This is a genomic window from Streptomyces sp. STAM6, assembly GCF_054963715.1.
Window position 1 is genome coordinate 167,455 of record NZ_JBUEFZ010000001.1, and the last position, 22,931, is coordinate 190,385.

Below are 22,931 nucleotides of genomic sequence, written 5' to 3' on the forward strand. Positions count from 1 at the left end.
GTCTGAAGAGTGCGGTTGACCAGCACCCTACGCAGGGGCACCGACACGGCAGCAGGGGCGGTCCCCTTTTGTGGCGGTGTTGCAACACACCGGCCGTTGCGGCTCAGGCGATGCCCGCCTCCTTCATCTGCCGCAGCTCCTTCTTCAACTCGCTCACCTCGTCGCGCAGGCGTGCCGCCACCTCGAACTGCAGCTCCGCCGCGGCGGCCCGCATACGGTCCGTCATCTCCTCGATGATCCCGGCCAGTTCGGCCGCGGGGCGGTCACTGACCAGTTCGCCCTTCCGGCCGGCCGGCTTCGCGGCCTTGCCGCCCTTGGCGCCACCCTTCGGCGTGTGGGAGCCGAGCGAGGGCACGGGGGCCTTGCCGCCCTTGCCGTCCTTGCCGCCGCGGTAGCCGGTGCCGAGCAGTTGCTCGGTGTCGACCTCCTCACGCGCGATGGTGGCGACGATGTCGTTGATCTTCTTCCGGAGCGGCTGGGGGTCGATGCCTTTGGCCGTGTTGTACGCGATCTGCTTCTCGCGGCGCCGGTTGGTCTCGTCGATGGCCTGGGCCATCGCGGGGGTGACCGTGTCCGCGTACATGTGGACCTGGCCCGAGACGTTGCGCGCCGCACGGCCGATGGTCTGGATGAGCGAGGTGCCGGAGCGCAGGAAGCCCTGCTTGTCGGCGTCGAGGATGGCCACCAGGGAGACCTCGGGGAGGTCCAGGCCCTCCCGGAGGAGGTTGATGCCGACCAGGACGTCGTAGTCACCGGAGCGCAGCTCGCGCAGCAGCTCGACGCGGCGCAGAGTGTCGACGTCGCTGTGGAGGTACCGCACCTGGATGCCCAGCTCCAGGAAGTAGTCGGTGAGGTCCTCGGCCATCTTCTTGGTGAGGGTGGTGACCAGCACGCGCTCGTCCCGCTCGGTGCGCAGCCGGATCTCGTGCACCAGGTCGTCGATCTGCCCCTCGGTGGGCTTGACGACGACCTCCGGGTCGACGAGGCCGGTGGGGCGGATGATCTGTTCGACGAAACCGTCGGACCGGGAGAGCTCGTACTGCCCCGGGGTCGCCGAGAGGTAGACGGTCTGGCCGATCCGCTCCTTGAACTCCTCCCACTTCAGCGGCCGGTTGTCGAGCGCCGAGGGGAGGCGGAAGCCGTGGTCCACGAGGGTGCGCTTGCGGGAGGCGTCGCCCTCGTACATGGCGCCGATCTGCGGCACGGTGACGTGTGACTCGTCGATGACGAGCAGGAAGTCCTCGGGGAAGTAGTCGAGGAGGGTGTTGGGCGGGGAGCCGGGTTCGCGGTCGTCGAAGTGCATCGAGTAGTTCTCGATGCCGGAGCAGGAGCCGATCTGGCGCATCATCTCGATGTCGTAGGTGGTGCGCATGCGCAGCCGCTGGGCCTCCAGCAGCTTGCCCTGCTTCTCCAGCTCGGCGAGGCGCTCCTCCAGCTCCCGCTCGATGCCGTTGATGGCCTTCTCCATGCGCTGCGGGCCCGCCACGTAGTGACTGGCGGGGAAGACATAGAGCTCCCGGTCGTCGCTGATGACCTCGCCTGTGAGGGGATGGAGGGTGGAGAGCGCCTCGATCTCGTCGCCGAACATCTCGATCCGGACCGCGAGCTCCTCGTACACCGGGAAGATCTCGATGGTGTCGCCGCGCACCCGGAAGGTGCCCCGGGCGAAGGCCAGGTCGTTGCGGGTGTACTGGATGTCGACGAACCGGCGCAGCAGCTGGTCGCGGTCGATCTCCTCGCCGACCTTGAGCGGGACCATCCGGTCCACGTACTCCTGCGGCGTGCCCAGGCCGTAGATGCAGGAGACGGAGGCGACCACGACGACGTCGCGCCGGGTGAGCAGCGAGTTCGTCGCGGAGTGGCGGAGCCGCTCCACCTCCTCGTTGATCGAGGAGTCCTTCTCGATGTACGTGTCCGACTGCGGGACGTACGCCTCGGGCTGGTAGTAGTCGTAGTACGAGACGAAGTACTCGACCGCGTTGTTCGGCAGCAGCTCACGGAATTCGTTGGCCAGCTGCGCGGCCAGCGTCTTGTTCGGCGCCATCACCAGAGTGGGGCGCTGAAGCTTCTCGATCATCCAGGCGGTGGTCGCCGACTTTCCGGTACCGGTCGCGCCGAGCAGGACGACGTCCTTCTCACCCGCGCGGATGCGCCGGTCCAGGTCGGCGATGGCCGTCGGCTGGTCGCCGCTGGGCTGGTAGGGGCTGACGACCTCGAAGGGCGCCACCGTGCGTTCGATCTTGGAAACGGGCCGCATGCAACCACCGTACGACCCCGCACTGACAGTCGGGCGGCTCGGCGGCGGGCCCGGGCCGCTCAGCGGTCGCGGGTGCGTTCCCGGCGCCGCTGCGGACGGGCCGAGGACCAGTTGGCGGGCTCGCCGTAGGCGTGGCCCTGGCGGGGGGCCGGCACGCCGGGGACGGTGCCGCGGTTCTCCCGGGTCCGCCGGTCGGGCTCGCCCATCACGAGCAGCGGGTCGAACATCACGACGACGCCCGCGAGCAGCAGGAACACCGCGGGGCCGATCAGCATGGGGGCGAGCAGCGAGGCGGCCGATTCGCCACCGCCCGGGGCGGTGCCGTCGCCGTGCAGGTGGACGCTGACCGCCGCCATGCCGGTGTAGTGCATCCCGCTGACGGCGATGCCCATGATCAGGCTGGCGCCGAGGCTGGGCAGGAAGCCGTGGATCGAGACCGCCGCCCAGAGCGCCGACGTCGCCGCCACGACCGCGATCACCACGGACAGGGCGACGGTGAGGGTGTCGTACTGGATCTGGCCCTGGATGCGCATCCCGGCCATGCCCAGATAGTGCATGGTGGCGATGCCGAGGCCGGTGATCGTCCCGCCGGTGACCAGCGCCATCGCGGTCGCCCCGCGGTAACCGACGATGAACAGCCCGATGCCGACCATCACGATCGCCACGGCGAGGCTGGCGAAGGTGATGGCTCGGTCGTAGCCGATCGGCGCTTCGGCGACGGTGAAGCCCATCATCGCGATGAAGTGCATGGTCCAGATGCCGGAGCCGATGGAGGTGGCGCCGAGCGCCAGCCAGCCCGCCTTGAGACGGCCGCCGTTGCGCAGCGACCGGGTGGTGCAGCGAAGCCCCAGGGCGCCGCCCAGGCAGGCCATGAGGTAGGCGGCCACGGGCGTGACGAGGCCGTAGCTGAATCCGTCGACTGTGCCCTGCATTCCCCGATGCCCTCCGCCCTGAAGCCCCACCGCATGGAAGCTGGTGGTGCATGTGTACCCGCTGGTACGGGGCCGAGGCTATGGCGCCCGGCGCACCGCGCGCACACGTCCGCGGAGATTGGCAGAGATTTGTCGATATAAAGATGGTGATCGTGGGATCACCGACTGATCGTTGCCGGAACTCCGACCACCTGGTGCCGGAGCGCCGGCCACCTGGCTGCGGAAGGCCGGCCCTCGGGCGCCGGAACTCCGGCCCCGCCCGACGCGGCGGCCCCTGCCGCACGGCGCCGGCGGGACGGCGATGTCCGTGGCCGGCCGTACCGTGGTCGGCATGGACAGCGAGGAGCGGTTCGAGGGGCAGTTCGCGGAGTGGGCCGTCGTCGGCAGCGACATCGGTCCGCTGCTGCTCGCCGCGACCGGCACGGGGCTGGTGAACGTGGCGTTCCACGCCCGCGAGGCGGTGCGCGACCGGGCGCTGAAGCAACTCGCGGACCGGCTGGGCGTGGAGCTGGTCGAGAGCGCCTCCGGGCGGCTGGCCGAGCCGATACGCCGACTGGAGGCGTACTTCGCGGGGGAGCTCCAGGAGTTCGGACTGGATCTGGACTGGTCGCTGACGGCGGGGTTCAACCGGCAGGTGCTGCGCGAGCTGGCATCGGGCGTGCCGTACGGCACGGTCGTGGGGTACGGAGACCTCGCCGAGCGGGTCGGGCAGCCCGGGGCGGCGCAGGCGGTCGGCGCGGCGATGGGCGCCAATCCACTGCCGCTGGTGGTGCCGTGCCACCGGGTAGTGGAGAGCGACGGGGGGCTCGGCGGGTTCGGCGGCGGCCTGGAGACCAAGCGCCGGCTGCTGGCGCTGGAAGGGGTGCTGCCGCAGCCACTGTTCTGACCTTGTAAGGGGTGACACACTGCGTCAGTGACTACGCAGCCCGACATACCCGATGCCGACGCCCCGGGCCAGGTGACCGGTTCCGATCCCGCGGCCGGCCCGCCGTCCGCCGCGGCAACCGCCGCCGCCCGCATGCCGGCCCCGGTCACGGCGGCCGAGCTGCCCGCGCTGAGGAGGCGGATCGCGGCCGTCCTCATCGCCAGCCAGATCCTCGGCGGGCTGGGCGTGGCGACCGGCATCGCGCTGGCTGCCGTACTGGCGCAGCAGCTCAGCGGCACGGAGGCGCTGGCCGGGCTGGCGCCGACCGCGACCGTCGCGGGGACGGCGCTGCTCTCCATGCCGCTGGCGGCTCTCATGACGGCCCGCGGCCGGCGGCCGGGGCTGGTGCTGGCGTACCTCGTCGGAGCCCTGGGCGCCGGTGTGGTGGTGGTCGCCGCGGTCCTCGGAAACTTCCCCCTGCTGCTGGTCGGCATGGCCGGGTTCGGCGCCGGGTCGTCGGCGAACCTCCAGGCACGGTTCGCGGCCGCCGACCTGGCCGCGCCGGAGCGGCGGGCCCGGGCGATCTCGACGGTCGTGTGGGCGACGACCGTCGGAGCGGTGCTCGGCCCCAACATCGCCGCCCCCGCCGGACGGAGCGTCTCGGGGCTCGGCATACCCGCCGCCGCCGGACCGTTCCTCTGGGCGGCCGTCGTCTTCCTCGTCTCGGCGGCGATGGTCGCGGTCCTGCTGCGCCCCGATCCGCTGCTGACGGCCCGGGCGCTGGCGGACGGGGAGGACACCCCGCACAAGGGCCGCTCCCTGGGGGCGGGGCTGCGGGCCGTGCGGGAGTCCCCGCACGCCCGGCTCGCGCTGGTGACGGTGGCCGTCGCGCACACGGCCATGGTGTCGATCATGTCGATGACGCCGGTGTCGCTCAGCCACCACGGGGCGGACATCCAGCTGATCGGGCTGGTCATCAGCGGGCACATCGCGGGCATGTACGCCTTCTCGCCGGTGATGGGCTGGCTGTCGGACCGGCTCGGCCGGCTGTCGGTGATCGGTCTGGCGGTGGGCCTGCTGGCCTCGGCGGCGCTGCTGGCCGGGACGGCGGGCCCCAGTCACGGCCGCACCGCCCTCGGGCTGTTTCTGCTGGGACTGGGCTGGTCGGCGGGGCTGGTCGCGGGGTCGGCGCTGCTCACGGACTCCGTGCCGCAGGCCGCCCGGGCCGCCGTGCAGGGCTTGTCGGACCTGACCATGAACACGGCGGCGGGGGTCGGCGGCGTGGCGGCCGGTCTGATCGTGGCGCAGGGCGGATACGGCTGGCTGAACGCGGTGGGGGCATGCCTGCTGCTTCCGCTGGCCGCGTTGGCGCTCAGGCGGTCGGTGCGCCGGAAGGCATGATCCTGCCCGGGCCGCGCCGACGCCCGCGCCGAGGTTTGGGCGGGCCACCACCGTGCCAGGGATGGGTCATGTCTGAGACCACAGTGGTGCTGTCCGAAGAGGTACGGGAGGCGGTGGCGACGCGCCGTCCCGTCGTCGCCCTCGAATCGACGATCATCGCGCACGGGCTGCCACGGCCGCGCAATCTGGCCGTGGCGGAGGAGCTGGAGGGGCTCGTACGGGCCGGAGGTGCCGTCCCGGCCACGATCGCCGTGCTGGACGGAGTGCCGCGGATCGGTCTGGACAAGGAGCAGTTGGACCGCGTCGCCAACGATCCGGACGTGCGCAAGCTGGGGCACCGCGATCTGGCACCGGCGCTGGCGGCCGGGGCGAGCGGGGCGACGACCGTGTCGGCGACCGCGTTCCTGGCGGCGCGAACGGGTGTCCGGGTGTTCGCGACCGGTGGTCTCGGCGGGGTGCACCGCGAATGGACCGAGACCCAGGACGAGTCGGCGGACCTGCGTCTCCTGGCGCGGACCCGGATCACGGTGGTCTGTGCGGGGGTCAAGTCGATCCTCGACGTGCCCGCCACGCTCCAGCGGCTGGAGACCCTCGGCATCGGCATCCTGGGATACGGGACGGATCGTTTCCCCGGCTTCTACCTGACGTCCTCGGGCGAGCCGGTCGACTGGACGGTGCGGTCCCCGGAGCAGGTGGCGGCGGTGATGCGCGCACAGGACGCGCTCGGCGGGCCGGAGGCGGCGCTGATCGTCGCCAACCCCGTGCCGGAGAGCGAGCAGTTGGACCCGGCGCTGCACGACCGGGTGCTCGCGCAGGCCCTCGACGAATGCCGGGAGCGGGGCATCGCCGGGCAGGGGGTCACCCCGTTCCTGCTGGAGTATCTGATGCGGTACACCGACGGGGCGTCGCTGGAGGCCAACCTGGCGGCGGTCCGCGGCAATGTCGCGCTGGCCGCGCGGATCGCGGCCGCGCTGTGAGGCCTCGGTGAGCGGGACGGCCGGCGGGGGCGCGCTGCTCGTCGTCGGGGACGTGGTCACCGATGTGGTGGCCCGGCACCGGGCGCCGCTCGCGCCCGCGACGGACACGGCGGCGAGCATCCTCACGCTGCCGGGCGGCGCGGGGGCCAACGTGGCGTGCTGGGCGGCCGCCTCGGGCTGCGCGGACGTACGGCTCCTGGCCCGGGTCGGCACCGACTGGGCGGCCTGGCACGAGGAGCGGCTGCGGGCCGCGGGGGTACGGCCGCTACTGGTCCGCGACCCCGACGCGCCGACCGCGACGGTCGTGGCGCTGGTCGACGCGACCGCCGAGCGGACCTTCCTGACGGACAGCGGCGCCGTGCTGCGGCTGGCGGCCTGCGACTGGTCGTCCGGGATGCTGGAAGAGGTCGGGGCGCTGCATCTGTCGGGGTACCTCTTCTTCGCCGAGCGGAGCCGGGAGGCGGCCCGGACGGCACTGGCGGCGGCTCGGGAGCGGGGTGTCCCGGTGAGCCTGGACCCGGCGTCGGCGGGGTTCGTCACGGAGCTCGGTGTGGACCGGTTCCTGGCGGCGGTCGAGGGCGTGGAGGTGCTCCTGCCCAACGCCGACGAGGCGGCGCTGCTGACGGGGCTGACCGAACCCGCGGACGCCGCGGTGAAGTTGAGCCAGCAGTTTCCGCTGGTCGCGCTGACGACCGGGGCGGGCGGGGCGCTGGTGGCGCGGTCGGGCCGGATCGTCGCCCGCGTGCCGGCCCCCGTCGTACGGGCCGTCGACTCCACGGGCGCGGGTGACGCCTTCACGGGCGCCTTCCTGGCGGCGCGTCTCGCCGGCGCCGACCCGGCCGCCGCCGCGGCCGCGGGCTGCCGGGCGGGAGCGAAGGCGGTCACGCAGGCGGGCGGCCGCCCCTGAAACCCTGACCGGAACCGGAGCGCCGGACGGCAACCGGCGCGGTGAGCGCGGTACGGCGACCCGCGTGTGTGGCGCGCACCGGCGTACCAGGCCGGGGCGCCGGCGCCGGGGCGGCCACCAGCGCGGGGCGGCACCCGGCGCGTGCGCGAGCTACCGGCTCGGGGCGGTCCTACCTGCGTGGGGTAGCCACCACGTGGGGCAGCACCGGCATGCGGCGGCCACCGGCGTGGGGCGGCACCGGCATGCGGCGGCCTGGCGGGCGCACCCGCACGGGAAACACCCGCGTGGGGCGGCCACCCCGGCCGCAAGGTGCCTCCGGCGCTGCGGCGGGGACCGACCCGGAGGCCTCGCCGGTCCGGATCAGGGCAGGCCGCCCCATGCCGGGTGGCGGGGATCGTCCGCGCGGACCAGGACGTCGGCGGCGGACGACGGGCCGACCTCGTCCTCGTACCGCTCGAACGCGGGAAGCGTCCAGCGTTCTTCGGTGCGCCGGGTCAGTGCGCCCCGCGTGAGCGAGAGATGGACGGTCAGGTCGAAGGGGAACCAGTGCCCCAGCAGGAACGGCCCGTGCAGGATCAGCACCCCGCCCTCGGCGAGCGGGTGGTAGGGGCTGCGCGTGGCCCGGTCCGTGACCGGGTCCCAGAGGTCCGGCAGGACCCGGCCGCTGCCACCCGGTTCCAGGGGCCCGAAGACCTCCCGCCACAGTGCCGCCGTGTCGAACCAGCCGCCGTAGTACGTGTCGGGGTCCTCTTTGCCGTACTCGTACCGGAGCGAGGCCGGCCGCAGGAAACTGCCGGTCCCGACGGCGAGCACCGCCCGCCCGCGCAGCCGCAGTTCATCGGCGAGGAGCCCCGCCAGGTCGCCGGGGCGGGCGGCGGGCGGCCCGTCGACGGCGACCTTCAGCCACGGCCCGCCGTCGACCGCCGGTACGGGCAGCCCGTCGACGTGCGCGGCGAGGGCGCCCGCCAGCCGTTCCCAGGTGATCGGTTCGAGTCTCACACCGTCATGCTGCCCGAGGAGTGCCGGCCCGCAGGTGCCGGGCGAAGAAGGTGCGTACGTGCTCGCGCACCGCCGGCACCGACTCGGCGGGATCGACGGGGCCGACGAGGGCGTCGCGTCCCGCGGGGGTCATCAGGCCCGCCGCCTGCAGCTGCGGTGCCATGGACGCGTAGTCCGTGAAGACCCAGTGCGTGGCGTCGTCGATCCGCCGGCGGACGGTGCGGCCGCGCTGCTGGGCCATCATGGCCGACCAGCCGCGTTCGAACCGCTCGTCGTGGAAGCGGTCGGTGCCGAGGAGCATCAGGGGGCGGTCGACTCCGTACCGGGCGACCGGGAACAGCTCCCCCGGCCGTCCCGGCGTCCGCGGCGGATGGTCGAGGTAGCCCTCCAGATTGACCGCCACGCCGATGCAGGGGTCCTCGTACATGGCCTGTGCCGCGGCGGTCCCGCCGGCGGAGTGGCCGTAGACGCCCACCCTCCGCGGGTCCAGGGCACGCCCGAGGTTCTCCGGCAGCGGTCTTCCCCCGGCGTCGGGGTTCCGCCCGGCGGCCAGCGCTTCGAGCCGCCGCCGTACGAACAGGAGGTCCGCGACCCGGGTGTCGATCATCGTGCGGAACTGCTCCGGTGTGGGCGGTCCCGTGAGCACCGTCTCCCTGACCTTCTGCCTCTCCCCGGTGGCGGCCGGAAACTCGACGGCACTGGCGTCGCCGGGGTGGTCGACGCTCACCACCACGAACCCGTGACTGGCCAGCTCCTCGGCGAGGCTGGTGCCGAGGGTGCGCGGATCGCCGCCGCCGGGGCTGTGGAGCAGCACGGGCCTGCGCACGGCCCCGGCGGGCGCGTCGCGATGCGCGTGGGTCATGGTGGCCGCCCAGTCCACTCCCGCCTTGGGGAGGTCGTGGATCCACACGTCGATCCTGGTGAACCACTGTGCGCCTTCCCGCGTCAGCTGCGGCGCGAGCGGGTAGCCGCGGACGGTGCGGGCCGGGTAGTGCACGGAGACCACCACCTCGCGGGCGAGCCCGGGCAGCCACGGGTCGGGCCTGCCGCGGTCGACCAGATGCAGTGTGGTCACGCCGACCCGGTGCGGTCCGGTCGGCGCGGGCAGCCGCAGAACGAGGCCGTCGTCCGCCGACCGGGTCCGCGCGGACCGGCTCTGGGCGGACCGGGCCCGCGCGGCACCGCCGCCCGCGAGCAGCAACCCGGCGGCCAGGGCGCCCGACTTGGCGAACGCCCGCCGTCCCATTCCGGCTCCCATCTCGTGCAACATGGCTCTCCCCTGCTCGTGCCCGTGAGGTCGGACTTGTGCGTGCGGCGGCCCCCTGTCTCAATGGGGAGCGCGTGGGGGAAGGCTGCCGTGCGGTGGGGAGTGCGGGCGATGGTTCAGGCCCTGCCCGAAACGATGGCGCGGCGCGACCGGGGAGAGTAGTGACACGCATTCATCTGACGGCGGACGACCTCGCGCGGGTCCGGTTCGCGCCCCGGCCGGCTCCTCTGCAGGAGCTGAACGCGGCGTTCCTGACGATGTTCCGGCCCGACGACCCGCTGCTGTTCCGCCGCTGGAGACAGCGGGTGCTGCGCCGTCTGCCGGGCGCGGTGGAGCCCCTGGGGGATCTGGTGCCGCTGGGCGCGGCCCCGCGATTCCTCGATGTGTTCAGCGACAGCCTGGCGGAGGGGCTGGACACCGTCCGGGCGTCCCGCCCCGAGCTGGTCCGCGCCGAGCTGGAGCGCGTCTACGCGGGCCATGGCGACCGTGCTCCGCTCTGGGTCCGGGATCTGTACCGGGGGGACGAGGGCGCCTGGCAGGTCCTCCGGCGTGCACAGCACAGTGCTTTCGAGACGATTCTGGGGCCGGTGTGGCCGGTGGTGCGGGAGCTGCACCAGGCGGAGTTCGCTCGCCACGCCCTGGCCGTGGCCGAGCACGGCATCGGTGCCGCGCTGGAAGGGCTCTTTCCCGGCAGCCGGCTGCGGGACGGTGTGTGGGAGTTCGACGGGCCGGGTGAGCGGGACGTCGCCCCGGCGGGGCGCGGTGTGGTGCTGGTGCCGAGCTTCCACTGGACGGGCCGTCCCGTGATCGCCGACCTGCCCGACGGCCCGCTGATGGTGACGTACCCGGCCGGCCCCGGCGTGCCGCTCACGCCGACCGGGCCGGGTGACACCGAGGACGCCCTGGCCGCGGTGGTCGGGCGGACCCGGCTGGACATCCTGCTGCTGCTCGCGGAAGAGCACACCACCAGCGGCCTCGCCCGGCGGGCGGGCGTCAGCAACGCCACCGCCTCCGCCCACGCCGCAGCGCTGCGCGGCGCGGGTCTGATCACCACGGTCCGCGCGGGGCGGGCGGTCCTGCACCGGCGCACCGCCCTGGGCAGCATGCTGGTCCGGCGGGCCGACGGCACCGGGGACCGGAGCCGCTGACGCGCGACCGGGTCAGGCCGCGGCGATCTCTCCCCTGAGCGCGGCAGCCAGGGGCCCCTCCCCCGCCACTTCGACGCGCCCGGCCTTCACTCCCTCCCCGACGGTCAGCTCCGCCGCTCCGAGTGCCGCGCAGGTCGCGGCGTCCATCCGCAGCCTGGCGTCGGGGTTCTCGGCGGGACCGTCCCCGTAGGCGGACTTCCCGGCTTTCAGCCTCACGTGGAACACCCCCTCGTCCAGGTGTACTTCGACGGTGCCCGGCTCCCCGGCCGCTTCCAGGGCGCCGAGCAGCGGAAGGGCGAACCAGTGCGCCCGTACGGCGTCCGTGGGGCGGGGAACGTCGAGCACGGAGGTTCCCCAGGTGGCGAGCGCGCGCAGCACGGGCAGCAGTTCCCGGCCGCGGCCGGTCAGTTCGTAGACGTACGCCGAGGCGGGCGCCGGCAGCCGGCGCCGGGTGACGAGGTCGCCCTGCTCCATGTCCTTCAGCCGTGAGGCGAGCATGTCCGTGCTGACGCCCGGCAGGTCGGCGTGCAGGTCCGTGTACCGCCGCGGACCGGCGAGCAGTTCTCGGACGATCAGCAGCGTCCAGCGGTCACCGACGGCGTCGAGTGCGCGGGCGGCGGCGCAGTACTGGTCATAGCTTCGGCGACGGGAGTCCTGACGTGGCATGGGACGCAGTCTAGACATGTTGTTGGACTTTCCAAGCTCGAACTTGGTAAAACCAAGCAACACCGTTTCTGGGGAGGTCGTCGCGCATGGAGTTCCGGCAGTCGAGCAAGCTGAACGAGGTCTGCTACGAGATCCGCGGCCCGGTGATCGAGCACGCGAACGCCCTGGAAGAAGCGGGCCACAGCGTCCTGCGCCTCAACACCGGCAACCCGGCCCTCTTCGGCTTCGAGGCGCCCGAGGAGATCGTCCAGGACATGATCCGGATGCTCCCCCAGGCCCACGGCTACACCGACTCCCGGGGCATCCTGTCCGCCCGGCGCGCCGTCGCGCAGCGCTACCAGTCCCTCGGCCTGGCCGATGTCGACGTCGACGACGTCTTCCTCGGCAACGGTGTCTCCGAGCTCGTCTCCATGGCCGTCCAGGCGCTGCTGGAGGACGGTGACGAAGTCCTGATCCCGGCACCCGACTTCCCCCTGTGGACCGCCGTCACGACCCTCGCCGGCGGCCGGCCCGTGCACTACCTCTGCGACGAGTCCGCCGACTGGTACCCGGACCTCGACGACATGGCGTCGAAGATCACCGACCGGACCAGGGCCGTCGTCATCATCAACCCCAACAACCCCACGGGCGCGGTCTATCCGCGCGAGATCGTCGAGGGCATCCTCGACCTCGCCCGCCGCCACCAGCTGATGGTGTTCGCCGACGAGATCTACGACCAGATCGTCTACGACGACGCCGTCCACCACACGGCCGCCGCTCTCGCCCCGGACCTGGTCGTCCTCACCTTCAGTGGTCTGTCGAAGACCTACCGGGTGGCCGGCTTCCGGTCCGGCTGGCTGGTGGTGAGCGGCCCCAAGCAGCACGCCCGCAGCTACCTGGAGGGGCTCACCATGCTCGCCTCCATGCGGCTGTGCCCCAACGCCCCCGCGCAGTACGCCGTACAGGCCGCCCTCGGCGGCCGGCAGTCCATTCACGAACTCACCGCGCCCGGCGGGCGCCTCCACGAGCAGCGCGACCGGGCCTGGGAGAAACTCAACGAGATCCCCGGGGTCTCCTGCGTCAAGCCGAAGGGCGCGCTGTACGCCTTCCCGCGCCTCGACCCGAAGGTGCACAGGATTCACGACGACGAGAAATTCGTCCTCGATCTGCTGCTGCGCGAGAAGATCCAGGTCGTCCAGGGCACCGGCTTCAATTGGCCGCGCCCGGACCACTTCCGCATTCTGACCCTGCCGTACGCCGACGATCTCGACGCGGCGATCAGCCGGATCGGGCGCTTCCTGAGCGGATACCGCCAGTAGAGAACGCGAACACGGTCCGCAGAATGGGGAATCCGGGCCCGCGGAAAAGGGAGCGGGCCCGGGGGTGTAGCCGACCCCCGAGCCCTGTGGATGCCACCGATGATCACACGCCGGCACGGGTGGAAACCCGGGTGAATCTCATAGCGTCGCGTCCTGCCTTTGGACCACCGCGGATCGAGCTCCGCGGGCCGGACTTGAACCGGCATTTCGACGTCCCAGGCCCCGGGCCCGGTCGCACCGGCGATCGGCGGCGCATGCTGAGTCTGGAGCAATAGCCTGAGATTGAGATCTCACGACGAACTTCAGCTTCAGCTTCGCGCTCCTCGCGCACCCCGCCCGCGTCTGACGCACGGGCGGGGAGTCTTACCCGAACAGGTAACCGAACACGGCGTCGCCGACCCGCTGGTCGGTGACCTCCGCGGCGTTCGCCTCCTCGCGGGCGAACTTCACGGCCTGCTGGAGCTTCTCCACCCGCTCCAGCAGTTCATTGACGCGCCGCGCCGGCAGCGCGCCGGAGAACTTCACCGTGGTCCAGTACCCGACCGGAATGTCCTCGTAGTACACCTCGACCTGCGCCGGGTGCTTGTCGGTGGCCTCGGCCTTCACATGGTTGCGCGGCACCTTCCGCGTCCGCACCGTCCGCACCGGCTCGGTCTTCCACGCGTCGGTCGACGGGTCCTGCGTCCACGACTCGGCGGCGTCCAGCACCGGCAGCTTGCGTACGAAGGCGGCGATGTCCGCCAGCTGCTTCTCCAGGAAGAGCAGATACGCGACCGGGACCTCGCTCACCAGCACGCGTCCCTCGACGGTGACGTCCGCGCGCGCCGTGCAGTTGGCCCAGTCCTTGGTGGCGGTCACATCGAACAGCCGGGTCAGGGTCCTGGCGGTGTCCCGCAGCACGTCCTCGGCCTTGACCTGCACAAGCGTGGACTCGGGCGGAAGCTGCTCACCCTCCTCGTCCTTCGGCTGGTACGTACGGGAAATCCCGGCGAGCAGAGCGGGCTTCTGCAGTCCCTGGTGCGCGGCGGCGAGGTCCTGGTGCGCCTTGGACTTCACGCCCTTCTCGACGGCGATGATCTGATTGAGTTTCGTTGCCACACGGGAAAACTAACCTAAGCCCGATCATCGAATCGAACGATTTATCAAGGGCCTTGAGGAGCGTGTGACGCCATGAGACCGGTGTCCGCCGACGCGCTGGTGGTGATCGAGCCGCTGCGGCCCCCTCACTGCGCGGAGTGCGGGCGGGGACCTCAGCCCAGGATCGTGCTGGAGTTCAACGCCCCGCTCTGCCTGCGCTGCGCCGATCTCGGACATCTGGTCTATCTGCCCCGCGGCGACGCGGCCCTCACCCGGCGCGCCCGGGAGGCGAGCCCGCTGTGGGCGGTCGTGGTCCGCCACAACAGGCGCCGTACGCGGTACGAGCGGCAGGGCATCCTCGTCGAGGAGCATGCCCTGACCGCGGCCGAGGCAGCCTGCCTCGCCGACGCCGACGCGCGGGCGCGCCGGCGCGCCCGGGACGCGGCCCGGCGTGCGGCGCAGGACGTACGGTTCACGGCCTCGCTGGCCGCCGAGATCGTGCGGCTCTTCCCGCACTGCCCGCCGGAGCGGGCCGACGACATCGCGGCCCACGCCTCCCTGCGCGGCAGCGGTCGGGTGGGCCGGTCGGCCGCGGGACGGGCGCTGGACGAGGGAGCGGTGACGGCCGCGGTCCGGGCGTCGGTGCGCCACCTCGACACGGAGTACGACGCACTGCTGATGCGGGGCGTCCCCCGCCGCCAGGCGCGCGCCCGCGTGACACCGGCCATCGAGGCGGTGCTGGCGGCCTGGCGGCGGTGAACCGGGTACCGGACGAGGAAGTGGCCGGCCACCGTCACGGCACGGCGCGGCCGCGGTGGCAGCGGCGCACCCCGTGGTGGCAGCGGCGCGTCCGGTGACGGTCGCCCGTCCGCGGACCCACGTGTCCGCGGCACGGTGCGTCCCGGGTTCAGACGTCGGCGCCCGCCGGGCGGAAGCGGCGGTAGAGCAGCGCGCCGCCGAGCAGCAGCCCGGCCGCGGCGGGGAGTCCCACGCCGAGCAGGCCGTCGGCTCCGGTGTCGGCCAGCGACACCGAGCTCGTCTGCGGCTCGGGCGCCGCCTCGGGCGCCGGGGCCGCGGGCTGTTCGGCCTTCGGCGGCGCCACGGGCTCGGTGACCTTCGGGGGCGTCTGCGGCGTGACGGCGGGGGGCTTGGAACCGCCGTTGCTGGACGCGTTGCCGAAGGCCGGGTTGAGGATCCCGACCAGGCTGACGGAGTTGCCGCTGACGTTCACGGGGAGATCGATGGGCAGCTGCAGGCCGTTGCCCGAGATGACGCCCGGGGATCCCTCGGTGACCGCTTCCGCCGAGGCGCCGCCGTTCGAGCCGGAGCCGCCGGCCGTCTCGTGGCCGGAGCGGGCGGTGCCCGGCTTGTCCTTGTGCCGGGGGCTGCTGCTCTTGTGCTCGTTCCCGCCGTCGTTCTCACAGCGGTTGCCCGCCGCGGGGTTGAGCAGCCCGACCACATTGACGGTGTTGCCGCAGATGTTGACCGGGACGTCCACCGGCAGCTGAACGGTGTTGCCCGAGATCACTCCCGGGGAGTGGGCCGCCACACCGTCCGCTTCGGAGTCGGCGTGCGCATATCCCGCCGCCAGAGCGAGCGCACCACTCGTGGCCACCAGTGTGACCAGACCATTTCGGCGAGTATGCCTCATGGCTTCCTGCCTTCCGGAGAAATTCACGGGCACCCGCCCGCACCGGAATTAACGCCTTACAGCCAACGCGGGTTATGACGCATCTGCCTTTCACCCCATCGAGTGGTGGATTAATCGAACCCTCACATCATCTCTACGCGTTGTACGTCTGAATACGCCGACCGTCGCCGCCGGCCGTCAATGCCGGGAGTTCAGCGGTCAGTTGACGGATCACAGCGGGTACGTCGACGGTGGTCAGACGGCGGTCGCGCATGAGGACGCGGCCGGCCGCGATCGTCGTCCGCACATCTGCGGACCGCGCGCTGAACACCAGTGCCGTGGCGAGGTCGTGGACCGGCTGGACATGCGGACCCGTCAGGTCGACGAGAATGAAGTCCGCCGCGCGCCCCGGCGCGAGCGCCCCCGCCTTCTCCCCCAGTCCGGTCACCCGCGCGCTCTGTGTCGTGGCGAGGTCGAGCGCCTGCCGCGCGGTGAGCCACCGGGCCTCCCGCTGCGTGGACTTCTGCACCAGCGCGGTGAGGGTCATGCTCTCCCACACGTCCAGCGTGTTGTTCGACGCGGCTCCGTCCGTGGCCAGCCCGACGGGCACACCGATGTCCGCCAGTGCCCGTACGGGCGTGGTGCCCCAGCCGAACTTCATACAGCCCTTGGGGGCCGTCGCGACCCCGATGCGGCCGGTCCCGCGCGCCAGCACCGGCAGGTCCCGCTCGGTGATCCCGGTGCCGTGCGCGATGAGCACATCGACGTCGAGCAGCCCGGCCCGGGCCAGGACCTCGACCGGTGTCAGCCCGAGGCGCTCGAGGCTGCTCCCGGTCTGCTCCCGGTTCTCGGCGGCGTGGATGTGCACGGGCAGCCCGTGGGCCGCCGCGAGTTCGGCGGTCGCCGCCAGGTCCGCCTCGTCCACGGTGTACGGGGAGTGCGGCGCCAGCGACGTCGTGATCCGGCCGTCCGCCTCGCCCCGCCACCGCAGGGCGAACTCCAGTGACCGCTCCCGCCCCTGCGGGCCCTGACTGGAGAAGTACGCCCAGCCGAGGTCGGCTCGCAGCCCGCTGTCCACGACCGCCGCCGCCACCCGGTCCATGGCGAAGTAGTGATCGGCGAACGCGGTGACCCCGGCGCTGATCATCTCGGCGCAGGCGAGCCGCGCTCCCAGCTCGACGACCCGGTCGGTGAGATTGCTTTCGATCGGCCAGATCCGGTCGTTGAACCACTCCTCGACGGGCAGGTCCTCGGCGATCCCGCGCAGCGCCACCATCGGGCTGTGGGTGTGGCAGTTGATGAAGCCGGGCATGGCGAGCTGCCCCCGCCCGTCGATCCGCTCCGCGGCCGGGACGGCGGCCGCGGCGCCGGCGGAGACGACCTCCGTGATCACGCCGCCGTGGACGACGATCCCGCCGTCGTCCTCGAAGCGGACAGCGCCTTCCGCGTCGTGGAGGAGCAGGGCACACCCCTCGACGACGAGATCGGCGGGGGTGGGGCCTTCCGGGTGGGCGGCTTCCTCGTACGGTGCGGGCATCACGCGTCCTCCGTCGGGCTCGTCGTCGGGCTCCCCGGGTGGGCCGGCCGGCCCGCTGCCTCAGCGTCCCAGCAGTTCGGCCAGTACGCCCACGGGATCGGCGTCCGGGGTGCCGCGCGGCCACCAGTCCTCGCGGCCGGGGTCCGACTCATAGCCGTACCAGAGCCCGTCACGGCCGTACCGGAGCTGGAGCGACGCCGTGGAGAGGCGGTTGCGCCAGGGGCGGAAGAGCGGGAAGTCGGCGGCGATGAGCGCGGGGCGGGCCCGGTCGAAGGGGCCGGCGGGCGGGTCCCAGACTTCTTCCAGCACGGCCAGGCCGGCGGGTCCGCCCTGGCGCCAGGCCGCCACCGCGCGGGCCAGGTCGGCGGGGGTGCGGTCCAGGGCGGTGGCCAGGTCCCGGTAGAGGGCGCGGGTGGAGGCGGTCAGGCCGGAGCCCGGGTGGGCGGCGGCCAGGCGGACGGCGTCCTGCCAGGGGGTGAGCGCGGCCACGGGGTCGTGGCCGGTGGTCAGGAAGGTGTGCGCGCGGGAGGCCGCCTCGGTGGCGAGGAGTTCCAGCGCCAGGGGGTCGGGGCCGTCCCGGTCCTCGGGGTGGACGGGCGGCCGGCCGGGGTGCGCGGGGGCCGGCAGGGGTGGCGGCAGGGCGAGCGGTCGCCCGGGGGCGTGGCCGGAAGTGGTGCCGAAAACCTCGCCGCGGGCGGGGACGGTGGGCATCCGCGGCGGCACGCCGGTGGTTTCCGAGGCCGATCGGGCGGCGTTGCGGTGGCTGAGCGCGGCGAGGATCTCCTGTTCACCGCGGCCGCGCATCAGGAACAGCACGAACGGGTCCTCGTCGAGGAGGCGGGCCGACTGGTAGCAGAGGGCGGCCGCGTGCTTGCAGGGGAAGCCGTGGTCCGGGCAGGAGCAGTCGGGGACCAGGTCGCCGGGGTGGGGCAGCAGGTCGGCCGTGGCCGCCAGGGCGTGCGGCACGTCCTTGTCGAGGAGGGCGGCGATGTGTTCGGGACGGGCCGCGGCCGCGTCCAGGAATCGTTCCCAGTCGTCGTCGCCCAGCACGCGCAGCCGGATCTCCGCGCGGTACGGCCGGGGGCGGCTGCCGTGCACATAGGCCACGACCCGGCCGGGCGTCACGGTGATCGCGTCCACATGGCCGGTGGTCGCGTAGGCCCGCCCGCGGGCGAGCCGGGCCGCGTCCAGCGCGCTGTCCTCCAGCGCCTCCACCCAGGCGTTGCCCCACCAGGTGGCGGCGAAGCCGCCTCCGGCTTCCCGGGCGGGTGGAAGCTGCGGGAACGTACGGCGGTGGTCGTCGTGCAGCGGGGCGCGCCGCGCGGCACGCCCGGGCCGCGGGCCGGAACCGGCGTGGTGCGGGCTCATGACGCCCTCCGCAGGGAGACCAGGTCGGCCAGCTCACGGTCGGACAGCTCCGTCAGGGCCGCCTCGCCGGAGCCGAGGATCGCGTCGGCCAGTGCCTGCTTGGCCCGGAGCATCTCCGCGATGCGGTCCTCCACGGTGCCTTCGGCGATCAGCCGGTGGACCTGGACGGGCTGGGTCTGCCCGATGCGGTACGCCCGGTCGGTGGCCTGGTCCTCGACGGCCGGGTTCCACCAGCGGTCGAAGTGCACGACATGCCCGGCGCGGGTGAGGTTCAGGCCGGTGCCCGCTGCCTTCAGGGAGAGGACGAACACCGGGATCCCGCCCGACTGGAAGCGGTCCACCATCCGTTCCCGCTCCGCCACCGGCGTTCCCCCGTGGAGGAGCTGGGAGGGGATCGCGCGGGCCGTGAGGTGCCGGGTGAGCAGCCGTGCCATGGACACGTACTGGGTGAAGACCAGGACGGAGCCGTCCTCGGACAGGATCGTGTCGAGCAGTTCGTCGAGGAGGGCCAGCTTCCCCGAGCGGCCCGCCAGCCGGGCCGGGTCCTCCTTCAGGTACTGGGCGGGGTGGTTGCAGATCTGCTTGAGCGAGGTCAGCAGTTTCATGACGAGACCGCGGCGCGCGATGCCTTCCGCCGCCTCGATCTGCGCCATCGTCTCGCGCACCACCGCCTCGTAGAGCGCGGCCTGTTCGCGGGTGAGCGGGACGGGGTGGTCGGACTCGGTCTTGGGCGGCAGTTCGGGGACGATGCCGGGATCGGACTTCCTGCGGCGCAGGAGAAAGGGGCGGACGAGCCGGGCGAGGCGCTCGACCGCCTCGTCGTTCTCGATCTGCTCGCTGTTCTCGACGGCGCGCGCGTGGCGGGAGCGGAACGCCTTGAGCGGGCCGAGGAGGCCGGGGGTGGTCCAGTCGAGCAGCGCCCACAGTTCGGAGAGGTTGTTCTCGACGGGCGTGCCCGTGAGGGCGACCCGGGCGGGGGCGGGAATGGTGCGCAGCGCCTTGGCGGTGGCGGAGAAGGGGTTCTTGACGTGCTGCGCCTCGTCGGCGACGACCATCCCCCACTCGTGGGCGGCCAGCCGCTCGGCGCTGGTGCGCATCGTGCCGTAGGTGGTGAGGACGAAGCCTCCGTCCGTGTCCTCCAGGCTGCGGTCGGTGCCGTGGAAGCGGCGTACGGGCACACCGGGGGCGAACCGGCTGATCTCCCGCTGCCAGTTGCCGAGCAGCGATGCGGGGCAGACCACGAGCGTGGGGGCGCGGCGGGCGCGGCGCAGGTGAAGGGCGATCAGGGTGACGGTCTTGCCGAGGCCCATGTCGTCGGCGAGGCAGCCGCCGAGGCCGAGGGAGGTCATGAGGTCGAGCCAGGCGAGACCCCGCAGCTGGTAGTCGCGCAGGGTGGCGTTCAGTCCGGGTGGCGGGGCGGCCTCGGCCGGACCGGCGAGGAGCCGGTCACGCAGCGCGGCGAGCGCCCCGACCGGCACGGCCTCGACGGTCTCGCCGTCCACGTCGGCGGTGCCCGTGAGCGCCACGGCCAGCGCGTCGGCCGGCTCCAGCAGGCCGAGCTCCCGCTTGCGCGCCTTGCGGACGAGGGCGGGGTCGACGACCACCCACTGGTCGCGCAGGCGCACGACGGGCCGGTGCGCCTCGGCGAGGGCGTCCATCTCCCGCTCGGTCAGCGGATCGCCGTCGAGGGCCAGCTGCCAGTGGAACGCGAGCAGCTCCTGGCTGTCGAAGAACGCCGTTCCGTCGGTGGCCGAGCCGGGGGCGGGCCGTACGACGGCCGCCGCGCTCAGCGACCGGGCGAGGTCGCGGGGCCAGTGCACGGTGACACCGGCCGCGCCGAGCCGGGTCGTGGCGGGCCCCAGCAGTTCGTACAGCTCGTCCTCCGTGAGGGGGAGGACGTCCGGCACGTCGCGCTCCAGGAGGCGGGCGAGCGGCGGCCACACGCGGGCCGCGCGCCGCAGCGCCAGCACGGCGTCGATCCGGGCCCGGGGCCCGAAGTTCTCGGCGGACTCACCCGCCCACAGTCCGGCCGCGTCGACCACCAGGGAGGGGTCGGCGAGGCTGTGCACCTGGACCAGCGCCGCCGCGGCCTGCCGCTGCTCGGCCCCCTCCCGGACGGTGTCGAAGAGCTCGTACCCGGACAGGTCGAGGCGGAGCGAGACCCGTACGCCCGCGTCCATGCCGGCCGCGGCCTCGGCGGCCCAGGCACGCGCGCGGGGCAGGTGCTGCGGCGCGCGGGCGGCGAACGGCGCCCCGGCGGCGTACTCGGCTGCCGGGGTACGGGGCAGGGTGTCCGCGACCGCGTCGAGGAAAGCCCGGACGAGGGCCTCCGGCTCGGGCAACCGCAGCGGGCGCGGGCCGGGGACGGGCGAGGCGTGCGCCTCGTACGGCATGGCGGCGGCGACCGACCTGAGGTGGGCGATGTCGTCGGCGTCCAGGGGCCCGGCCCGCCAGGCGTCGAGGTCGTCGGCGGTGAGGCCCGGAAGCAGCCGTCCCCGGGCGGCCAGGTGCAGGGCGTGCAGGGCGGCCGCGCCCCAGCAGGCGGCCGCGGGGTGCGCGGTGGGGCTGTGCCGGGCGGCGACGAGTGCCGGGAGCGCTTCGGCGACCGGGAGGATCACCGCCGGGACGCTGCGGGTGCGGACACCGGTGCCGTGCGGCCGCACGACCGTGATCGTGCCGGGTGCCTGGGTCTCGGGCAGGGGGCCACCGTCCGGGGACCAGAAGGCGACCCGTCCCTCGCGCGGCAGGGACGCGGGCAGGAAGACGGCGGCGCACCCGGGCGGCGGAGGCGGGCCGCCGCCGGGCGGGGCGGTCGACGGCGTGCTCACGGTCCGGGTCACCTCCCGGGTCACCTCCCTCACACAGGCCGGATTCCTACTGAGTCTCCGACCTTACGGGTGGGGTCTGACAATGGCCCGGGCGCCGTCGGCGCGCGCCCTAGAAGCCGCGGACCCTCATGCGCCAGGAGCCCTCGGCGTCCTCGAAGCACAGTACGAGCGGCCCTTCCGTGAGGGGCGCGGTCACGTCGGTGTCACCGAGTTCGTTGACGAGGAGGTCGCCGTCCCCGAGGGTCGTGCGGCCGGCGACGTCGTACGCGTACATCACGCAGTTGCTCCCGTGGTCGCCGTCCTCCTCGAACGTGACCTGAAGGTCGGCCACGGGGCCGGTGTAGAGCAGCACCTCCGGCCCCCGCCCGGTCAGTGTGTCCTCCAGCCGCCGTGCGTGGGCGACGGGCTTCACCGTCAGCGTCCACCGGCTGTCCGCGTGGACGCGGAGACGAAGCGGGCGCTTCTCGGGCGCGACGACGACATTGCTGCCGTGGAAGTCGTCCAGCAGCGAGTTGAAGACGAGGTCGTCCTCCTTGTTGCGCTTGTTCAGGGTGTAGACGAAGAAGTTCCCGTCCCCCTTGTGCGTCACCTCGACCAGGACCGGCCCCGGAGGGACACGCCGGTCCGCCGTGAAGACCCCGTCCCCGTTGCCGCTGACGGTGTACGGCTCGAAGACCGGACCGAAGGACCATGTGCCGGGCGGTGTGGGCGCCGGGAAGGCCGCCGGGGGTGCCGGGAAGGCCGCCGGGGGTGCCGGGGCGAATGGAGCCACCGGGGCCGCCGGGACCGCCGGCACGAAGGGGGCCGCCGGGGCAGGAGGAGCCGCGGGGCCCGCCGGAGGCACCACCGGGCCGGCAGGGGGAGCCGCGGGGCCCGCCGGAGGGGCGAACGCGGGCGCGGCGGGCGACACCGGGCCCGGCGGGTGAGCCCCGGAAGGAACCGGGCCGGAAACGGCAAACGCGGGCGGTGCGAAGGGGACCGGGCCGGCCTTGGCCACCTCGGCGAGCGGGACCGGGCCGAGCGGAGGCAGGGGCGGGGGCGGCGCGAACACCGGGGCCGGGGCCGGAGCCCGCACGGGTGCCTGTGCCGGTCCCGGAGCCGGCGCCTGGACCTGGGCCTGGGCCTGGGCCTGTGACGGTGCCGCTCCCTCGTCCGCCACCTCGATACCGAAGTCCGTCGCGAGGCCCGCCAGCCCGGAGCCGTAGCCCTGGCCCACCGCGCGGAACTTCCAGCCGCCCGCGCGGCGGTACAGCTCCCCGAAGACGAAGGCGGTCTCCGTCGTCGCGTCCGCGACCAGGTAGCGGACCACGGAGACGCCGTCCGGCGCGAACGCCTCCACCGCCGGGTCCGCCAGGTCCCCGACCGTGCCCCCGTCCGTCGAACCGGCGATCACGATGCGCTCGACCGCAGTCTCCACGCCGTTCAGGTCGACTTCGAGCCACTGCGTGGCGGGGCCGCCCGCGCCCACGTGCCGTACCGCGCCCGACGGATGGACCGGCTGCCCGTGGAAGACCATGTCGGCGTCACCGCGCACCCGGCCGTCCGCGCCCAGCAGCAGCGCCGAGACGTCGACCACGGGCGTACCCGGCCGGTGGTCATGGCTGACGACGAGGCGGAGAGTGACAGTCGGGACAAAGGAGTTGGCACCCTTGGCTATGTGACTCATGCCGGACATCATGCGGTACGCGTACGGCGTAGTCGATCATTCCGGTCTGCCGGAATCCGCCGCCCGGTGTCTTCTGCCGGAATCCGCCGCCCGATGCCTTCGGGGCGC

The 22,931-nt window shown here is 73.3% G+C and carries 18 protein-coding genes; 7 read left to right on the forward strand and 11 right to left on the reverse strand.

Annotated elements, in window-relative coordinates; translation table 11 throughout:
- Positions 1-103 precede the first annotated feature (103 nt).
- Together uvrB and ACY34K_RS00830 are read right to left on the reverse strand one after the other, a co-directional pair.
- The gene (gene uvrB, locus ACY34K_RS00825) at positions 104-2,257 is read right to left on the reverse strand and encodes an excinuclease ABC subunit UvrB (protein WP_462741879.1); all 2,154 of its coding nucleotides are present in this window, start codon (positions 2,255-2,257) and stop codon (positions 104-106) included.
- A gap of 59 nt (positions 2,258-2,316) precedes the next feature.
- The gene (locus ACY34K_RS00830; protein WP_462741882.1) at positions 2,317-3,189 is read right to left on the reverse strand and encodes an MHYT domain-containing protein; all 873 of its coding nucleotides are present in this window, start codon (positions 3,187-3,189) and stop codon (positions 2,317-2,319) included.
- 331 nt (positions 3,190-3,520) lie between these two features.
- On the opposite strand from ACY34K_RS00830, the gene ACY34K_RS00835 reads away from it, so the two are divergent.
- From ACY34K_RS00835 to ACY34K_RS00850, 4 genes are all read left to right on the forward strand, one after another.
- Positions 3,521-4,075 (forward strand): methylated-DNA--[protein]-cysteine S-methyltransferase, encoded by a 555-nt coding sequence (locus ACY34K_RS00835; protein WP_462741885.1) that lies wholly within the window; start codon positions 3,521-3,523, stop codon positions 4,073-4,075.
- Between the two features lie 132 nt (positions 4,076-4,207).
- Complete coding sequence (locus ACY34K_RS00840; RefSeq protein ID WP_462742727.1) at positions 4,208-5,455, forward strand: MFS transporter; 1,248 nt, start codon at positions 4,208-4,210, stop codon at positions 5,453-5,455.
- A 68-nt stretch (positions 5,456-5,523) separates the two neighbouring features.
- Positions 5,524-6,432: a pseudouridine-5'-phosphate glycosidase gene (locus ACY34K_RS00845; RefSeq protein ID WP_462741888.1), complete on the forward strand. Its 909-nt coding sequence runs from the start codon at positions 5,524-5,526 to the stop codon at positions 6,430-6,432.
- Positions 6,395-7,339: a carbohydrate kinase family protein gene (locus tag ACY34K_RS00850; protein WP_462741891.1), complete on the forward strand. Its 945-nt coding sequence runs from the start codon at positions 6,395-6,397 to the stop codon at positions 7,337-7,339. Before ACY34K_RS00845 ends, ACY34K_RS00850 begins: the two co-directional genes overlap by 38 nt.
- A gap of 360 nt (positions 7,340-7,699) precedes the next feature.
- Here the strand turns inward: ACY34K_RS00850 and ACY34K_RS00855 are convergent, their stop codons facing one another.
- Both ACY34K_RS00855 and ACY34K_RS00860 read right to left on the reverse strand, forming a co-directional pair.
- Complete coding sequence (locus tag ACY34K_RS00855; protein ID WP_462741894.1) at positions 7,700-8,338, reverse strand: nucleoside/nucleotide kinase family protein; 639 nt, start codon at positions 8,336-8,338, stop codon at positions 7,700-7,702.
- A 4-nt stretch (positions 8,339-8,342) separates the two neighbouring features.
- Positions 8,343-9,608, reverse strand: coding sequence for an alpha/beta hydrolase family protein (locus tag ACY34K_RS00860; protein WP_462741896.1), 1,266 nt, complete (start codon positions 9,606-9,608; stop codon positions 8,343-8,345).
- A 158-nt stretch (positions 9,609-9,766) separates the two neighbouring features.
- On the opposite strand from ACY34K_RS00860, the gene ACY34K_RS00865 reads away from it, so the two are divergent.
- A complete protein-coding gene (locus ACY34K_RS00865; RefSeq protein WP_462741899.1) occupies positions 9,767-10,753 on the forward strand; it encodes a helix-turn-helix domain-containing protein in 987 nt (328 codons plus the stop codon).
- 12 nt (positions 10,754-10,765) lie between these two features.
- Here the strand turns inward: ACY34K_RS00865 and ACY34K_RS00870 are convergent, their stop codons facing one another.
- Entirely contained in the window at positions 10,766-11,419 is a 654-nt protein-coding gene (locus ACY34K_RS00870) for a winged helix-turn-helix transcriptional regulator (RefSeq protein WP_462741903.1), read from the reverse strand.
- An 86-nt stretch (positions 11,420-11,505) separates the two neighbouring features.
- Here ACY34K_RS00870 and ACY34K_RS00875 point away from each other — a divergent pair, with 86 nt between their 5' ends.
- Entirely contained in the window at positions 11,506-12,717 is a 1,212-nt protein-coding gene (locus ACY34K_RS00875; RefSeq protein WP_462741906.1) for a pyridoxal phosphate-dependent aminotransferase, read from the forward strand.
- Positions 12,718-13,080: 363 nt separating this feature from the next.
- Here the strand turns inward: ACY34K_RS00875 and ACY34K_RS00880 are convergent, their stop codons facing one another.
- Entirely contained in the window at positions 13,081-13,815 is a 735-nt protein-coding gene (locus ACY34K_RS00880; RefSeq protein WP_462741909.1) for a DUF7873 family protein, read from the reverse strand.
- Between the two features lie 72 nt (positions 13,816-13,887).
- Between ACY34K_RS00880 and ACY34K_RS00885 the strand changes: the two genes are divergently transcribed.
- Positions 13,888-14,553 (forward strand): DUF2293 domain-containing protein, encoded by a 666-nt coding sequence (locus ACY34K_RS00885; protein ID WP_462741913.1) that lies wholly within the window; start codon positions 13,888-13,890, stop codon positions 14,551-14,553.
- Between the two features lie 148 nt (positions 14,554-14,701).
- Here ACY34K_RS00885 and ACY34K_RS00890 read toward each other — a convergent pair whose 3' ends face one another.
- From ACY34K_RS00890 to ACY34K_RS00910, 5 genes are all read right to left on the reverse strand, one after another.
- Positions 14,702-15,445 (reverse strand): chaplin, encoded by a 744-nt coding sequence (locus tag ACY34K_RS00890; RefSeq protein ID WP_462741915.1) that lies wholly within the window; start codon positions 15,443-15,445, stop codon positions 14,702-14,704.
- A gap of 133 nt (positions 15,446-15,578) precedes the next feature.
- The gene (locus ACY34K_RS00895; protein ID WP_462741918.1) at positions 15,579-16,961 is read right to left on the reverse strand and encodes an amidohydrolase; all 1,383 of its coding nucleotides are present in this window, start codon (positions 16,959-16,961) and stop codon (positions 15,579-15,581) included.
- A 60-nt stretch (positions 16,962-17,021) separates the two neighbouring features.
- Positions 17,022-18,329: an SWIM zinc finger family protein gene (locus ACY34K_RS00900; RefSeq protein WP_462741920.1), complete on the reverse strand. Its 1,308-nt coding sequence runs from the start codon at positions 18,327-18,329 to the stop codon at positions 17,022-17,024.
- A complete protein-coding gene (locus ACY34K_RS00905; RefSeq protein ID WP_462741922.1) occupies positions 18,326-21,157 on the reverse strand; it encodes a DEAD/DEAH box helicase in 2,832 nt (943 codons plus the stop codon). Before ACY34K_RS00905 ends, ACY34K_RS00900 begins: the two co-directional genes overlap by 4 nt.
- A 109-nt stretch (positions 21,158-21,266) precedes the next feature.
- Positions 21,267-22,823, reverse strand: coding sequence for a TerD family protein (locus ACY34K_RS00910; protein WP_462741924.1), 1,557 nt, complete (start codon positions 22,821-22,823; stop codon positions 21,267-21,269).
- Between the last annotated feature and the right edge of the window lie 108 nt (positions 22,824-22,931).

Excerpts from the sequence above, each read along its gene's own strand:
- ACY34K_RS00845 (WP_462741888.1), top strand. The coding sequence starts at position 5,524 with ATGTCTGAGACCACAGTGGTGCTGTCCGAAGAGGTACGGGAGGCGGTG.
- ACY34K_RS00875 (WP_462741906.1), top strand. The coding sequence starts at position 11,506 with ATGGAGTTCCGGCAGTCGAGCAAGCTGAACGAGGTCTGCTACGAGATC.
- ACY34K_RS00870 (WP_462741903.1), bottom strand. The coding sequence starts at position 11,419 with ATGCCACGTCAGGACTCCCGTCGCCGAAGCTATGACCAGTACTGCGCC.
- ACY34K_RS00910 (WP_462741924.1), bottom strand. The coding sequence starts at position 22,823 with ATGAGTCACATAGCCAAGGGTGCCAACTCCTTTGTCCCGACTGTCACT.
- ACY34K_RS00895 (WP_462741918.1), bottom strand. The coding sequence starts at position 16,961 with ATGCCCGCACCGTACGAGGAAGCCGCCCACCCGGAAGGCCCCACCCCC.
- ACY34K_RS00890 (WP_462741915.1), bottom strand. The coding sequence starts at position 15,445 with ATGAGGCATACTCGCCGAAATGGTCTGGTCACACTGGTGGCCACGAGT.
- ACY34K_RS00850 (WP_462741891.1), top strand. The coding sequence starts at position 6,395 with ATGTCGCGCTGGCCGCGCGGATCGCGGCCGCGCTGTGAGGCCTCGGTG.
- ACY34K_RS00860 (WP_462741896.1), bottom strand. The coding sequence starts at position 9,608 with ATGTTGCACGAGATGGGAGCCGGAATGGGACGGCGGGCGTTCGCCAAG.
- ACY34K_RS00885 (WP_462741913.1), top strand. The coding sequence starts at position 13,888 with ATGAGACCGGTGTCCGCCGACGCGCTGGTGGTGATCGAGCCGCTGCGG.
- ACY34K_RS00900 (WP_462741920.1), bottom strand. The coding sequence starts at position 18,329 with ATGAGCCCGCACCACGCCGGTTCCGGCCCGCGGCCCGGGCGTGCCGCG.
- uvrB (WP_462741879.1), bottom strand. The coding sequence starts at position 2,257 with ATGCGGCCCGTTTCCAAGATCGAACGCACGGTGGCGCCCTTCGAGGTC.
- ACY34K_RS00830 (WP_462741882.1), bottom strand. The coding sequence starts at position 3,189 with ATGCAGGGCACAGTCGACGGATTCAGCTACGGCCTCGTCACGCCCGTG.
- ACY34K_RS00835 (WP_462741885.1), top strand. The coding sequence starts at position 3,521 with ATGGACAGCGAGGAGCGGTTCGAGGGGCAGTTCGCGGAGTGGGCCGTC.
- ACY34K_RS00840 (WP_462742727.1), top strand. The coding sequence starts at position 4,208 with ATGCCGGCCCCGGTCACGGCGGCCGAGCTGCCCGCGCTGAGGAGGCGG.